General features: G+C 71.1%; 14 protein-coding genes. 3 read left to right on the forward strand and 11 right to left on the reverse strand.

What is annotated here, in order from left to right:
* Positions 1 to 24 precede the first annotated feature (24 nt).
* Positions 25 to 579 carry a glycoside hydrolase family 25 protein gene (locus O1G22_RS13345; RefSeq protein WP_270081556.1) on the forward strand — a complete coding sequence of 185 codons (555 nt, stop codon included), beginning with the start codon at positions 25 to 27 and terminating at the stop codon, positions 577 to 579.
* Positions 580 to 603: 24 nt separating this feature from the next.
* Here O1G22_RS13345 and O1G22_RS13350 read toward each other — a convergent pair whose 3' ends face one another.
* Together O1G22_RS13350 and O1G22_RS13355 are read right to left on the reverse strand one after the other, a co-directional pair.
* Entirely contained in the window at positions 604 to 1266 is a 663-nt protein-coding gene (locus tag O1G22_RS13350) for an NADPH-dependent F420 reductase (protein ID WP_270081557.1), read from the reverse strand.
* Between the two features lie 117 nt (positions 1267 to 1383).
* Complete coding sequence (locus tag O1G22_RS13355; protein WP_270081558.1) at positions 1384 to 2376, reverse strand: zinc-dependent alcohol dehydrogenase family protein; 993 nt, start codon at positions 2374 to 2376, stop codon at positions 1384 to 1386.
* Positions 2377 to 2479: 103 nt separating this feature from the next.
* Here O1G22_RS13355 and O1G22_RS13360 point away from each other — a divergent pair, with 103 nt between their 5' ends.
* The gene (locus tag O1G22_RS13360) at positions 2480 to 3400 is read left to right on the forward strand and encodes an AraC family transcriptional regulator (RefSeq protein ID WP_270081559.1); all 921 of its coding nucleotides are present in this window, start codon (positions 2480 to 2482) and stop codon (positions 3398 to 3400) included.
* Here the strand turns inward: O1G22_RS13360 and O1G22_RS13365 are convergent.
* Complete coding sequence (locus tag O1G22_RS13365) at positions 3397 to 4092, reverse strand: FadR/GntR family transcriptional regulator (RefSeq protein ID WP_270081560.1); 696 nt, start codon at positions 4090 to 4092, stop codon at positions 3397 to 3399. The two genes, O1G22_RS13360 and O1G22_RS13365, sit on opposite strands and share 4 nt — an antisense overlap.
* A 208-nt stretch (positions 4093 to 4300) precedes the next feature.
* Here O1G22_RS13365 and O1G22_RS13370 point away from each other — a divergent pair, with 208 nt between their 5' ends.
* Positions 4301 to 6007 (forward strand): 2-isopropylmalate synthase, encoded by a 1707-nt coding sequence (locus tag O1G22_RS13370; protein ID WP_270081561.1) that lies wholly within the window; start codon positions 4301 to 4303, stop codon positions 6005 to 6007.
* A 166-nt stretch (positions 6008 to 6173) separates the two neighbouring features.
* Here the strand turns inward: O1G22_RS13370 and O1G22_RS13375 are convergent, their stop codons facing one another.
* The 8 genes from O1G22_RS13375 to O1G22_RS13410 form a co-directional block, all read right to left on the reverse strand.
* Positions 6174 to 6386, reverse strand: a complete 213-nt coding sequence (locus O1G22_RS13375; RefSeq protein ID WP_225099413.1) for an EF-hand domain-containing protein — start codon at positions 6384 to 6386, stop codon at positions 6174 to 6176.
* A gap of 59 nt (positions 6387 to 6445) precedes the next feature.
* The gene (locus O1G22_RS13380) at positions 6446 to 7348 is read right to left on the reverse strand and encodes a helix-turn-helix domain-containing protein (RefSeq protein WP_270081562.1); all 903 of its coding nucleotides are present in this window, start codon (positions 7346 to 7348) and stop codon (positions 6446 to 6448) included.
* Between the two features lie 69 nt (positions 7349 to 7417).
* Positions 7418 to 8044: an ADP-ribosyltransferase gene (locus O1G22_RS13385; protein WP_270081563.1), complete on the reverse strand. Its 627-nt coding sequence runs from the start codon at positions 8042 to 8044 to the stop codon at positions 7418 to 7420.
* Positions 8045 to 8150: 106 nt separating this feature from the next.
* The gene (locus O1G22_RS13390; RefSeq protein WP_270081564.1) at positions 8151 to 9353 is read right to left on the reverse strand and encodes a YncE family protein; all 1203 of its coding nucleotides are present in this window, start codon (positions 9351 to 9353) and stop codon (positions 8151 to 8153) included.
* Positions 9353 to 10171, reverse strand: a complete 819-nt coding sequence (locus tag O1G22_RS13395) for a polysaccharide deacetylase family protein (protein ID WP_270081565.1) — start codon at positions 10169 to 10171, stop codon at positions 9353 to 9355. Before O1G22_RS13395 ends, O1G22_RS13390 begins: the two co-directional genes overlap by 1 nt.
* 85 nt (positions 10172 to 10256) lie before the next feature.
* Positions 10257 to 10760 (reverse strand): ATP-binding protein, encoded by a 504-nt coding sequence (locus O1G22_RS13400; RefSeq protein WP_225099418.1) that lies wholly within the window; start codon positions 10758 to 10760, stop codon positions 10257 to 10259.
* Positions 10761 to 11059: 299 nt separating this feature from the next.
* Entirely contained in the window at positions 11060 to 11827 is a 768-nt protein-coding gene (locus tag O1G22_RS13405; protein WP_225099419.1) for an enoyl-CoA hydratase/isomerase family protein, read from the reverse strand.
* A 79-nt stretch (positions 11828 to 11906) separates the two neighbouring features.
* The gene (locus tag O1G22_RS13410) at positions 11907 to 13151 is read right to left on the reverse strand and encodes a L,D-transpeptidase (RefSeq protein ID WP_270081566.1); all 1245 of its coding nucleotides are present in this window, start codon (positions 13149 to 13151) and stop codon (positions 11907 to 11909) included.
* Positions 13152 to 13322 lie beyond the last annotated feature (171 nt).

Consider the following 13322-nt stretch of genomic DNA (forward strand, 5'->3'; position numbering starts at 1 on the left):
CCGGTACTTCGAGGAGCCCCCCACATGCTCTCCGGCATCGATGTCAGCGCGTTCCAGTCGTCCTCGTACGACACGAGCGGCCTCTCCTTCGCCTTCGTCAAGGCGACGGAGGGCCGCTCGTACGTCAATCCCCACGCCACCGCCCAGGCGAAGACCGCCCGCGACGCCGGCCTGGTCGTCGGCTTCTACCACTTCCTGTGGCCCGGCAACCTCACCGCCCAGGCCGAACACTTCGTGACCGCCGCCCCCTCCAGGCCGGGCGACATCCTCGCCGTCGACTGGGAGACCACGGGCGACGGCACCCACGCGAGCGGCGCGGAGAAGGACGCCTTCCTCAAGAAGGTGAAGGCCCTGCGGCCCACTCACCGGGTCATCCTCTACTGCAACCGCGACTTCTGGCTCACCGTCGACGACACCTCCTACGCGGGCGACGGCCTGTGGATCGCCGACTACGTGAGCGCGGGCCACCCCCGCATCAAGGCGAAGTGGCGCTTCCACCAGTACACCAGTGACCCGCACGACAAGGACGTCGCCGACTTCCCCAGCAAGGCCGCGCTGAGGGAGTGGGCGACGCCCTGACCGCCCCGGCTCCCTTGACGGCCGTCAGCCGCGGAAGGTCGCCGGGCGTTCCGGGGAGGCCTCGGCGAGGGCCTTGGTCACGGCTTCCACGCCTGCCCGGAGGCCGTAGACCGGGGTGTCGGGCTGCTGGCGCCAGGAGTCGTCGATGCCGCCCGCGTCGACCGTGTCGAAGCCGAGTTCGTCGATGAGGGCGCGGACCTTGGCCTTGGCCGCCCCGTCGTCGCCGGCCACCGGGAGGGCGATGCGGTCGGGGTCGCCCGCCGGGCGGGGGCGGTCGAGGATGTCCTGGGCGTAGGTGCCGTTGAAGGCCTTGATCACCGGGTGGCCGAGGTGCTGCTCGGTCCAGCGGCTCTCGGTCAGGCCCTCGTCCTCGATCGCGGCGATGCGGCCGTCGCGCTGCTGCGGGTAGTAGTTGCCGGTGTCGATCACCGCCACGCCCTCGGCCGCGCCGTCCAGCAGGCCCGAGGGGAGGCTGGGGACGACCTTGAGGGGGACGGTGACGACCACCACCTCGGCGCCCTTGGCCGCCTCCTCGGCCCGGACGGCGGTCGCGCCGGTCTCCTCGGCCAGTTCCCTGAGCGTCTCGGGGCCGCGGGAGTTCGCCACGGAGACGTCGTGGCCGAGAGCGGTGAGCCTGCGGGTGAGGTTGCCGCCGATGTTGCCCGCGCCGATGATGCCGATCTTCATGACAGGCCTTCCGGAGTCGTTCGGGAGTGTTCCATGCGTGTGCATGCTCCTGATGTTCACGACAACTCCGTCGGCCCCGGCACTATTCCGGGGTCCCGGCAATCCCGGTGAACCCGTTCAGGGGCGTACGACGATCTTGCCCAGGTGCGCGTTCGACTCCATCAGGCGGTGCGCGTCCGCCATGCGGTCCAGGCCGTCGTACACCTCGGCGATCACCGGGCGCAGGGTGCCGTCGGCGAGGCCCGCCGCGAGGTAGTGGGCGGCGCGGCGGCGGCCCTCGGCGTTGCCGGTCACGATGAAGTTGGCATAGCCGTGGACCGTGACGGGCCAGTTCCGGGGCAGTTCGATGGGGCCGTCGGCCAGCCAGCCGTAGCTGACCATGGTGGCGTCGGCGGCGGCCGCTGCGCCCAGTTCCCGGAAGTACGAGCCGCCGATCGCGTCCAGGACGACCTCGGCGCCCCGGCCGCCGGTCAGCCGCCGGGTCTCCTTGATCACGTCCTCGTCCTCGCTGACGATCACATGCTCGGCGCCCAGATCGAGCAGTGCCTGCCGCTTGGCCTCGGTGCGGGTGGTCGCGATCGGGATCGCGCCGGCCCGCCGGGCCACCTGGATCGCCGCGGTGCCGACCCCGCTGGACGCCCCGGTGATCAGGACATGGTCGCCGGCCGCCGTCCCGGCCCGCTCGATCAGGGCGCCGTACGCCGTCGTGTAGGTGAGCCAGACGGCGGCCGCGGTGACGGCGTCGACGCCGGCCGGGCGCGGCACGAGCGAGGTCTCGGGGAGGAGGACGAGGTCGGCGTAGACGCCGTGGGTGCTGAGGTGGTGGTTCGCCGCCGCGAGCACCGGGTCGCCGGGCGCGAACGCCGTCACGCCCGCGCCGACCGCCACCACCTCGCCGGCGGCCTCGTAGCCGTTGCGGGAGCCCGGCAGGGTGGGCTGGTAGAAGTAGGTCCCGGCGCGCAGCATCGCCTCGGCCCGGTTCAGCCCGAGCGCCTCGACCTTCACCAGCACCTCACCCGGAGCGGGGTCGGGCAGTTCGGTCTCCTCGACCGTGAGGACCTCGGGTCCGCCGATCTCGTGGAAGAGCACTGTACGTGCGGTAGTTGTCATGCCGTCGACGCTAGTTCCGGCGGGCGAGACGTTCCATGTCCTCCTGTCTCGGTTTCCTGTCCGAACGTCTCTCTCGTCCGGCCTCACTGGCTACAGTGAGGCCATGGACGTGCTCAGCGATGTCGTCGCGGCCCTCCGCACCGGGCGGCCGCACTCCTCGCGCCGGTACAAGTACGCGCCCTGGGGACTGCGGTTCGCCGACACCGACGAGGCCGGGTTCCATGTGGTGCTGCGCGGCTCGGCCTGGCTGATCCCGAGGGACGGGGAGCCGGTGGCGCTCGCGCCGGGGGACGTCGTCTTCCTCGCGCACGGGCAGGGGCACTCCCTGGTCAGCTCCCCCGGGGTGCCCACGTACGAGGTACGGCTGCTGCCCGACGGCACCTGGAGCGGGAGCCCGCCCGGGGAACCCCGGCAGGGCTGCCCGGACACGGTCACGCTGTGCGGGATCTACCGGCTGGACCGCGACCGCTCCCACCGGCTGCTGGCCGACCTTCCGGAGGTGGTGCATCTGCCCGCCACGGTCGGCGGTCACCGCTCGCTGCGGGCGGCGGTGGAGCTGCTCGGGATGGAGCTGGAGGAGCAGCGGCCGGGCACCGACGCGATCGTCACCTCGCTGCTCGACACCCTGCTGCTGTACATCCTGCGGGCCTGGTGGGAGGCCGAGCGCGCGGCAGGGCGGGCTCGGGGCTGGGCGGGGGCGCTGGCCGATCCGGCGGTCGCGGCGGCGCTGCGCGCGATCCACGCCGATCCGGCGCGGGCGTGGACGGTGGCGGAGCTGGGTGTCGTCGGCGGGCTGTCCCGGGCGGCGTTCGCGCGCCGGTTCGCGACGCTGGTGGGCGAGCCGCCGCTGACGTATCTGACCTGGTGGCGGATGACGACGGCGGGCCGGCTGCTGCGCCACGACGACCTCTCCCTGCGCCAGATCGCCGAACGCACCGGCTACACCTCGGAGTTCGCCTTCGCCAAGGCCTTCAAGCGGGAGTACGGGGTGGCGCCGGGCCGGTACCGCAGAGGCGTGGCCTAGTCAGCCCTCCCCCGCAACAACTCCAGCGTCTCCTCCAGTTCCGCCGTCAGCACCTCCGCCGCCCGCTCCGCGTCCCCGTCCGCGATGGCCTCGACGAGGGCCGCGTGGCTGTCGTCGCGGGTGTTGGGATCCCGCTCGCGCAGCCGGGTGAGGTCCAGCAGGGTCACCAGGCCCTCGCGCAGGACGGGGGCGAACTCGGTGAACAGGTCGGCCAGGACCGGGTTGTGGGCGGCGGTGACGACGGCCGTGTGCAGGGTGATGTCGGCGTCGATGAACTCCGCGTCGTCGCCGGCGGATGCCGCCCGGCGCCCGTCCAGCGCGGCCCGCAGCGCCTCGACGTCCTGAGGAGTACGGCGGTGCGCGGCGAGCCGGGCCGCCTGCACCTCCACTCCCATGCGGACCTCGTAGACGTCCGTGACGGCGGCCCGGCGCAGCCGGGTGGGCCAGTCCTCGGCGGGCTCGGTGGCGATGACGAAGACCCCGGCGCCGTGCCGGGGCCGGACCAGCCCGGCGCCGGCGAGTGCGCGCAGTGCCTCGCGGACCGTGGAGCGGCCGACGCCGAGCTCCCTGGCGAGCGTGGTCTCGCCGGGCAGTTTGCCGCCGACCGGCCAGTGACCTGCGGCGATCTGCTGCCTCAGGCGCTGCGTGGCCTGTTCGACCAGCGGACTGGGGCGGAGGGCTTCGAGCGGCATCGGACGTCACCAACTTGTCTGAGGAATCGGGGACTTCTTGGAATTCTCACTTGTCTGAGGAGCTGAGGTGTCGCTAGCGTACCCGGCATGACGCTCCGCGGTCTGCTTCTCCTCGGCTGCCGCGGCGGGGTTTGACGCGACCGGCGCCCCGCCGCGGGACGCCGTGCTGCCGGTCACCGTCCGACCGAGCCGAAGGCAGCGACCGCCGATGAAGACGCCGATGAAGACCCTGTGGAACCCGCAGCGTCCCAGCCCCATGCCGTACCACCGCTACCGCCCCTTCCAGGAGCGGGTGAACGTCCCTGTCACCGAACGGAGTTGGCCCTCCGCCCGCATCGAGCGCGCTCCCCTCTGGGTCCCCGTCGACCTGCGCGACGGCAACCAGGCGCTGGCCGAGCCCATGGACACCCCGCGCAAGCGCCGCTTCTTCGACCTGCTGGTGGCCCTGGGCTTCAAGGAGATCGAGGTCGGCTATCCGTCGGCCAGCCGCACCGACTTCGACTTCGTACGGCACCTGGTGACCGGCGGGGCCGTGCCCGACGATGTCACGCCCGTCGTGTTCACCCCGGCCCGCGCGGATCTGATCGACCGGACCTTCGAGTCGATCGCCGGGCTGCCGCGCGCCGTCGTCCACCTCTACATCGCGACCTCGCCGGTGTGGCGGGACGTGGTGCTGGGCCGGGATCGGGGCGAGGTGGGGCGGACGGTGCGGGAGGCGGCACAGCGGATGGCGCGGCGGGCCGGGGACGCGCCCGGCATCCGCTTCCAGTTCTCGCCCGAGACCTTCAACCTCACCGAGCCCGACTTCGTCCTCGAACTGTGCGACGGCCTCACCGAGTTGTGGGACGCGAGCCCGGACCGCCCGGTGACGCACAACCTCCCGGCGACCGTCGAGATCGCCACCCCGAACGTGTACGCCGATCAGGTCGAGTACATGCACCGCCACCTGGACCGCCGGGACTCGGTGATCCTCTCCGTCCATCCGCACAACGACCGCGGCACCGGCGTCGCCTGCGCCGAACTGGCCGTCCTGGCCGGTGCCCAGAGGGTGGAGGGCTGCCTGTTCGGCAACGGCGAGCGCACCGGCAACGTCGACCTGGTCACCCTCGCCCTGAACCTCTTCGCCCAGGGCGTGGACCCCATGGTCGACCTCGGCGACATCGACGCCGTACGCGAGACGGTCGAGCACTGCAACCGGCTGCCGGTGCACCCGCGCCACCCGTACGCCGGCGACCTGGTCCACACCGCCTTCTCCGGCACCCACCAGGACGCGATCAGCAAGGGCTTCGCGGAACACGCCCGGCGTGCGGCCGAGTCGGGGGTGCCCGAGCGGCAGGCGCCGTGGGCCGTGCCGTATCTGCCGATCGATCCGGCCGACGTGGGGCGGACGTACGAGGCGGTGATCCGGGTCAACTCCCAGTCGGGCAAGGGCGGGGTGGCGTATCTGCTGCGCACGCACGCGGGGCTGGACCTGCCGCCGGGCATGCGGCCGGAGTTCGCACGGATCGTGCAGGACGCGACGGACGACAGCGGCCGGGAGGCGACCCCCAAGGAGCTCTACGAGCTGTTCGAGGCGGCGTATCTGGCGGACGGCCCGGTCGGGCTCGACACCTGGTCCACACGGCGGGAGGCGTCCGGGGTGCACCGGTTCACGGGCACGCTCGCCTCGGGGGACGGCTGCGAAGGCACCGGCGACTCGCCGCTCGCGGCCTGCGCCAACGCGCTCGCCGGCGCCGGGTACCCGGTCGGCGTACTGGACGTGATGGAACAGCCGGACGTGGACGGTGCGGCGGTCGCCTACGCCGAGTGCCGGGTCGGCGGCCGTGTCCTGTGGGGCGCGGGCCGGGACGCCTCGGGGCTCGCGGCCTCGGTGCGGGCGGTGCTGTCCGCGGTGAACCGGGCGGCGGCCCGGTGAGCGAGGTGCTGCGCGCGGCAAGTCGCTGTAGGGGCTGTGGACAACCAAGTGAGCCCCGTGCAAGGCCCCTGGAGCGTACGGATCGGCGGACCGCGTGACGGTACGGCGAAGGGGGTGCCCCGCCGACGGAGGGATTCCGTACTGGCGGGGCACCCCCTCACGGGCGTCACTTGTTGAGGTACGCCCAGAACTCGTCGAACGACAGGACCTTGTCGCCGTTGAGGTCACGCTGGTTGATGATCGCCTGGGCGACCGTCTCGGTGACGTTCCAGTCGCCCTCCTGGGCCAGCGCGTGCTTGAACTCCGCAGCGGTGATGAATCCGTCACCGTCCGCGTCGATCCGCTGGAACTCCTTGCGTGCTGCCTCGATGTCCGCCACCGATCCGCCCCTTTTGTTCGTGTTTCTTGTGCCGTGCAGGCGCACTGACGCTGGTCAGATTAACGGCCCGTGTGCGCACGGAGTGCGGCGACCACCCAGGCGAAGTCCTCGGCGTGCGGTGGGGCGGGCTGGCGGTTCACGATGGCGAGGAGTTCGCGGTAGCGGGCGATGCGCTCGTTGAACCCCGCCGTCATGCGTTCCAGCACCTCGCCCCGGTCGGCGTCCCCGAACAGCTCCGCCAGGACCTCCTCCGCCTCGGGCGCCGTGGGCTCGACGCCCCGCTCCCGCGCCGGGGCGGCCAGGTCCACCAGCCGCTTGGCGAACCACATGGACCGTCCGCGCGGATGCCGGTCGGCGGCGTTGAACTCCATCGCGTGCCGCATCTGCGCCCGGAAGTCCGGGTCCTGGATCATCTCGGCCAGTTCCACCCAGGCGTCGGCCTCCTCGGGCGTCGGATCGTCCGCGAGGCGGACGGCGGTCTGCCGGATCCGCTGCCGGATGTCCGGGTCCACCGTGTCGAGACCGTGCAGGGTCTCGGTCACGAACTCCTCCATGATCCGCTGCCGCTCCGCCGCGGACAGCCGGGCCAGTTTGTTCATCAGGGTCATCTCCTCTGCCGTCGAGCCTCTCCTCGCGACCGTCGACAGCACGGCCCGGGTCACCTTCAGCGCCCTGATCTGCGCGTCCAGCGCCGCCACATGGGTGGCCGCGACCTCGGCGACCGAACGCTCCCCGGCCAGCACCTCGCGTACGTCGTCCAGGCCGAGCCCGAGCTCGCGCAGGGTACGGATCAGCTCCAGGCGGGCCACGCAGGCGGCGTCGTAGAGCCGGTAGCCGCCCGTGGAGCGGGTCACCGGGGTGAGTACGCCCTCGTCGGACCAGTAGCGGATGGTGCGCACGCTCAGCCCGGTGGCCCGGGCCAGCGCGCCGATCGTGAAGAGTCCGGTGCCGTCGTCGGTCATGTCCGGGAGTCTGGGCCCTCCAGCGGGTGGAGACTCAAGGAGCGGGCCCGGGGACCCGCTCCGCGGCTGTCAGTGCCAGGGCTCGTAGTACGGGTTGCTCCGGCAGTCGTCCATGATCTCGATCTTCTTGACCTTGTCGACCGGGCAGACGCCGATGATGTACTGCCGGGCGACGCCGCCGGGGAAGGCGACCTCGACCTGGTCGGCCCACTTGTGGGTGTCGCCGATGGTCTTGTTGACGTCGATGCCGCCGGGGGCGTCGATGTAGTAGTTCCAGCCGGACTTGTACCAGGTCTTGTACAGGTCGTGGTCGTAGGTCGTCGAGACGTACGGGGAGGGCTGGTTGACGAGGACGTACTTCTCGATGTCGTACTGGCCGTTGACCACGTCCTTGGGGAAGAAGCCGACGGGGAAGATCGTGTCGGGGGAGCGGCTGTCGCTGCGGTAGAGGGTGCCGCAGGTGGTGCGCCAGGCGGGGGCCGGGGTGATCCGGCCGAGGTCCACGTTCCGGTCGGCGGCGGCCTTCAGCTTGTCCTCGAACTGGGGACAGGCCGGTGCGGCCGCCCTGGCGGGCGCGGCGGCCGCGTGCGAGGTCGCGGAGGCGGTGGCGGGGGCGGTGGCGGCCGTGGTGGCGAGGACGGCGCCGAGGGACAGGACGGCGGCGACGACACGGCGCCGCATTCGGGTGATGATCATGCGCAGCACGATGTCGGCTGACCGGCCGCGGTGCGTGGATCATCACCCGAAAGGCGGCGTGTCCCACTGACTCGTGTTCACGTGGCCTTCCTCAACTGGCCGTCGCTCAGCGGAAGATGCCCGTGTGCCCGAGGGAGTAGCGGCCGGGCTGGGGGTAGACGGCGAGGCCGTGCGGGCCGCTGCCGGTCTTGATGCGGGCCAGTTCCTTGCCGGTGCGGGTGTCGATGGCGTACACCTCGGCGTTGTAGCGGCCGGACAGCCACAGCACCGTGCCGTCGGCCGAGACGCCGCCCATGTCGGGGCTGCCGCCGCCGGGCAGATGCCACTTCTTGGTGAGCTTGTTCCGGGTGAAGTCGAAGACGGAGATGGAGCCCTCGCCCCGGTTGGAGATGTACATCTCGCGGGAGTCGCGGCTGATGTAGAGGCCGTGGGCGCCCTTGCCGGTGTAGAGGAAGCGGGGCTTGGTGAACTTGTCGCCGTCGAGGATCCACAGACCGTTGGCCATCATGTCGGCGATGTAGAACAGCTTGCCGTCCGGGGAGATCTTCACGTCCTGCGGCATCGCGCCGTGGAACGGCAGCTTCTCCTGCTCGACGACCCTCATCTCCGCGGTGTCGACCTTGAGGATCTCGCCGCTGAACTCGCAGGAGACGATGAAGTAGCGGCCGTCCGGGGAGAAGTCGGCGTGGTTGACGCCGTAGCAGCTGACCGGCACGGCCTTGACGACCTTCATGGTGTGCGCGTCCCGGAAGACCAGCTGGCGGTCCATGGAGGCCATGACGACGGCGTACTTGCCGTCGGGCGTGAAGTACAGGTTGTACGGGTCGTGCACGGCGACCGCCTTGCCGGCCTTGCCGGTCTTGGGGTCGATCGGGGTGAGGCTGTTGCCGAGGTCGTTGTTGACCCAGAGGGTCTTCAGGTCCCAGGACGGCACGACGTGCTGCGGCTGGCGGCCGACCGGGATCGTGTCGATGACCTTGTAGGTCGCGGGGTCGATGACGGTGACCGTGTTGGAGTTGGTGTTGGGGACGTACACCCGGGACGGGAAGTCCTTGACGACCGGGGAGAGCTGGTTCGGCCGGTCGGCGGAGTAGAGGTCGGCCGGGTTCTCGACCGGGGGCATCCCGGGCAGCACGTCCACCCGGTCCGGGTTCTGGTTCACCCGCGGCTGGACCGGGGCCTTGCTGCCGACGGCGTTGTTCTCGGCGTTCCCCCCCTTCGAGGATCCGGAGCTGCACGCGGACAGCAGCGTCAGGGCGGTGAGGGCGGCACCGGCGGCCAGCAGCCGGGCGGCTTTCGTGGTTCGCATCAGCTCAGCAGCTCCGTGGTGGTGACCGCGCGCAGTCCGCGGCGGTCGAGTTCGTGAAGGACGTCGGGCAGGGCGGCGACGGTGTCCGGGTACCCGAAGTGCATGCTCACCACCGATCCGTTCTTCACCTCGGCGAGAACCTTGCGGGTGATGGCGGTGGCGCCCGGCCGGGTGTAGTCGAGCGAGTCGAGGTCGTACGACAGCACGTGCGGGTAGCCGGCCTCGCGGGCGAGCCGGGCGACCAGCGGGGAGGCGGTGGGCGACCGGGAGGGGCGGAACCAGGTGCCGATCGATCCGGTGAGCCGCTTCAGCCGGTCCGCGCAGTCGGTGATCTCCTTGCGGGCGTCGGCCTCGGCCATGCCGTTGATGGAGATGTGCCGCTGGGTGTGGTTGCCGAGGTCGTGACCGCCGTCGAGGATCCGCCGGGCGACGTCGGGGTGTTCGTCCAGCCAGGTGCCGACGGCCAGCACGGTGAGATGGGCGCCGGCCTTCTCCGCCGCGCCGAGCAGGGAGTGCGCGATGCCCGGATCCCCCTGGCCGTGGAAGGTGAGGGCGACCTGGGCGCGGGTGCGCGGGCCGTGGGTGATCTGGGCGGGCAGGCCGGGATAGGCGCGGGGGGCGGGGGCCGCCTGGACGGCGGCCGGCGGATGGCCCTTGCCGTGGACGGCGGACGGGGACGGGGCGGGGGATGTGGGGTCCGGGGTGGTGGTCGGGCCCGCCTGGCCCGCACCGCAACCGGCGGCGAGCGCGCCGCCGGCGACGAGTCCGGCGCCCGCACGCAGCACCCCGCGTCGGTTGGTCGTGGTCACCCGCACCATTTAAGGCCGGGCAGGTAAGAAAACCGCCGATTGGCCCGTTTGAGGGAAGACTTCGGGTCGCGGTTGCGGCCACGCAGGCTGCTCGCTACCGGTCGGCAACCCTCATCTCGAACCATGTGGTCTTGCCGCGCGGCAGCAGGTCCACGCCCCACCGGTCCGACAGCTTGTCCACGAGGAACAGCCCGCGCCCGCTGACGTCCAGTTCCTGCACCGGCATCAGGCAGGGCAGCCCGCGCGAGGGATCGCGGACCTCCACCCGGATCCAGCCGGGGCGGCGGCGCATCCTCAGGCCGAAGACGCGGGCGCCGGTGTGCCGTACGGCGTTGCCGACCAGTTCCGACACGAGTAAGACGGTGTCCTCGGTGAGCTTGGGGGTCAGCCGCCAGGTGCGCAGGACGACGACCTGGGCGAGCCTGCGGGCGGTGGCCGCGGATTCCGGCCGGGACGGCAGCGGGACCTCCGCCTCCGTCGGGTTGCCGAACAGTTCGAGCGCTTTGAGCGCCTGTTCGTCCTCCACCCCGGGCGACCAGCGTGCCGCGGCCGCACGACTGTGTCCCCGTGGCTGTTCGATGCCCTCCAGCCCCGCCATGCCCCCATGATGGCGGCCCGGAGCCGTCTTGGGGGCCGTTCCGGAGGAATACGCCCCCCTCGCGCCCCCGCTTCGCGCCGAGCGACTGGCATATGCCGAGGGCATGCCAGAGGTCGACGCACCCTCGTTGACCTGCGCGGAAGGCTCGGTTCCGGGCAATCGTCAGGCTCCCTCGACAGCACAGGCTTAAGGTTGCCCTAAGGCTCCCATAAACCGCCCCATCGAGGGACCCGGATGAGACGAGGCGTCAATTGCAAGGGGACCCGCGGGAGTTACGGCACACTTCACACCGCTGACGCTCAGCGGAACTTTGCCTTGCCCGGCCCCTCCTCCACGAAGCTGCGCATGCCGATCTCGCGGTCCTCGGTGGCGAACAGGCCCGCGAACCAGTTCCGCTCGACGGCGAGTCCGGTGTCGATGTCGGTCTCCAGCCCCGTGTCGACCGCCTCCTTCGCGGCGCGCAGCGCGATCGCGGGGCCCTGGGCGAGCTTCGCGGCCCAGGCGTGCGCCTGCTCGTACACCTCGGCGGCCGGCACGACCCGGTCCACCAGGCCGATCGCGAGGGCCTCGTCGGCCCTGACCTGACGGCCCGTGAAGATGAGGTCCTTGGCCTTGGACGGGCCGATCAGCCGGGGCAGCCGCTGGGTGCCGCCGGCGCCCGGGATCAGGCCGAGCAGGATCTCGGGCTGGCCGAGCTTGGCGTTGTCGGCGGCGATGCGGAAGTCGGCGCACAGGGCCAGTTCGCAGCCGCCTCCGAGGGCGTAGCCGGTGACGGCCGCGACGACGGGCTTGGGGATGCGGGCCACGGCCGTGAAGGCGTCCTGGAGGCCGCGGGAGCGCAGGATCATCGCGGTGTGATCCATGTTCTGCATCTCCTTGATGTCCGCGCCCGCCGCGAACACCCGCTCACCGCCGTAGATCACCACGGCGCGTACGTCGTCGCGGCGCGTGACCTCCTCGGCGAGCTCCTTGAGCCGGTCCTGGGTGGCGACGTCCAGCGCGTTCATCGGCGGACGGTCGAGGCGCAGGGTGCCGACGCCTTCGGCGACTTCGAGATTCACGGTCATGCCCGCAGGTTAGCGGGGGTTAACGGGAACGGGCCCGGTGCCGTAGGTCACAGCACCGGGCCCGTCGGCCGGAGAAAGGTCACTTCGTCCAGTCGGCCCACGACATGTTCCACCCGTTGAGCCCGTTGGCCGGGTCCACCGTGCGGTCGTTCGAGTGCTGGACCACGACCACGTCGCCGATGATCGAGTGGTTGAAGAACCAGGCCGCCGGCACGGAGCCGTCGTAGCCGCCGCGCACGTCTTCGAGGCCGACGCAGCCGTGGCTGGCGTTGTAGTTGCCGAAGGCGTCGCCGCCCCAGTAGTTGCCGTGGATGAAGGTGCCGGAGGTGGTCAGGCGCATGGCGTGCGGGACGTCCTTGATGTCGTACTCGCCGCCGTAGCCGACCGTCTCGCCGTTCATCCGGGTCACGGTGAGCTTCTCGCTGATGACCATCTGGCCGTTCCAGGTGTCGTAGCCGGGCTTGCCGGTGGTGACCGGGAGGGTCTTGATGACCTTGCCGTCCTGGGTGATCTTCATCGTGTGCTTCTTGGCGTCCACGATGGAGACCTGGTTGCGGCCGATGGTGAACTTGATCGTCTTGTGCTGCTCGCCGTAGACGCCGGAGCGGCCCTCGACGCCGTCGAGGTTGAGGTCGACGGTGACCTTCGTGCCTTCCTTCCAGTACTGCTCGGGGCGGAAGTCGAGACGGTCGTTGCCGAACCAGTGGCCCTCGACGTCCACCGCCGGCTGGGTCGTGATCCTGATGGCCTTCTCGACGGCCTTCGGGTTGGTGATGCCCCGGGTGAAGTTGACGGAGAACGGCATGCCGACGCCGACGGTGGAGCCGTCCTCGGGGGTGAAGTAGCCGAGGAAGGTGTTCTTCGGGGTCAGGGTGGTGAAGGTGGAGTCCTCGGCGGCCTCGCGGCCCTCGGAGTCCTTCGCGACCGCGTGCACCGTGTACTTGGTGGCGGCCGCCAGATGGACCGACGGCGTCCAGGACGTGCCCCCGCCGGTGAGGGTGCCGTCGACCTGTGTGCCCTTGGCGTCCTTGACGGTGACCTCGGTCAGCTTGCCCTGGGCGACGTCGACCTTCAGTGCGCCGCTCGTGTCCACGCCGGTGGCGCCGGACTTGGGCGCGATGGTGACGGCCGCCGTGGACTGCTGCTTGCCCTGCTGGGTGCTGGAGGCCTTGCCGTCACCGGAAGCGCCCGCGTCCTTGCCGCCACCCCCGCCGCCGCACGCGGCGAGCGTCAGCACCAGGGCACCGGATATCAGCGCCCACCCCTTGCCCTTACGGCCCCGCCGCCCCACCGCCGACGCCCCCGATATTGGCCGCGCGTTCAAGTCGTCTCCCCTCGCGCCGGACCTGCTCAGGCCCGCTCCCCACCACACTTGTGCGCGCATATTAACCGCCTGGTTTTGAGCGGAGTGTCAGGTGAATGTCACCGTTCCGTCGCAAATTCCACCTGGACCGGACGTTCCTCCCCCTGTTACTTCACCGCGCCGCCCGCTTCC

Origin of the sequence: Streptomyces camelliae (assembly GCF_027625935.1) — a bacterium.
GTDB lineage: Bacteria > Actinomycetota > Actinomycetes > Streptomycetales > Streptomycetaceae > Streptomyces > Streptomyces camelliae.

What these genes read in the sequence shown, in the direction of transcription:
- O1G22_RS13345 (WP_270081556.1), top strand. Translation starts at nt 25, where the DNA reads ATGCTCTCCGGCATCGATGTCAGCGCGTTCCAGTCGTCCTCGTACGAC.
- O1G22_RS13350 (WP_270081557.1), bottom strand. Translation starts at nt 1,266, where the DNA reads ATGAAGATCGGCATCATCGGCGCGGGCAACATCGGCGGCAACCTCACC.
- O1G22_RS13355 (WP_270081558.1), bottom strand. Translation starts at nt 2,376, where the DNA reads ATGACAACTACCGCACGTACAGTGCTCTTCCACGAGATCGGCGGACCC.
- O1G22_RS13360 (WP_270081559.1), top strand. Translation starts at nt 2,480, where the DNA reads ATGGACGTGCTCAGCGATGTCGTCGCGGCCCTCCGCACCGGGCGGCCG.
- O1G22_RS13365 (WP_270081560.1), bottom strand. Translation starts at nt 4,092, where the DNA reads ATGCCGCTCGAAGCCCTCCGCCCCAGTCCGCTGGTCGAACAGGCCACG.
- O1G22_RS13370 (WP_270081561.1), top strand. Translation starts at nt 4,301, where the DNA reads ATGAAGACGCCGATGAAGACCCTGTGGAACCCGCAGCGTCCCAGCCCC.
- O1G22_RS13380 (WP_270081562.1), bottom strand. Translation starts at nt 7,348, where the DNA reads ATGACCGACGACGGCACCGGACTCTTCACGATCGGCGCGCTGGCCCGG.
- O1G22_RS13385 (WP_270081563.1), bottom strand. Translation starts at nt 8,044, where the DNA reads ATGATCATCACCCGAATGCGGCGCCGTGTCGTCGCCGCCGTCCTGTCC.
- O1G22_RS13390 (WP_270081564.1), bottom strand. Translation starts at nt 9,353, where the DNA reads ATGCGAACCACGAAAGCCGCCCGGCTGCTGGCCGCCGGTGCCGCCCTC.
- O1G22_RS13395 (WP_270081565.1), bottom strand. Translation starts at nt 10,171, where the DNA reads ATGGTGCGGGTGACCACGACCAACCGACGCGGGGTGCTGCGTGCGGGC.
- O1G22_RS13400 (WP_225099418.1), bottom strand. Translation starts at nt 10,760, where the DNA reads ATGGCGGGGCTGGAGGGCATCGAACAGCCACGGGGACACAGTCGTGCG.
- O1G22_RS13405 (WP_225099419.1), bottom strand. Translation starts at nt 11,827, where the DNA reads ATGACCGTGAATCTCGAAGTCGCCGAAGGCGTCGGCACCCTGCGCCTC.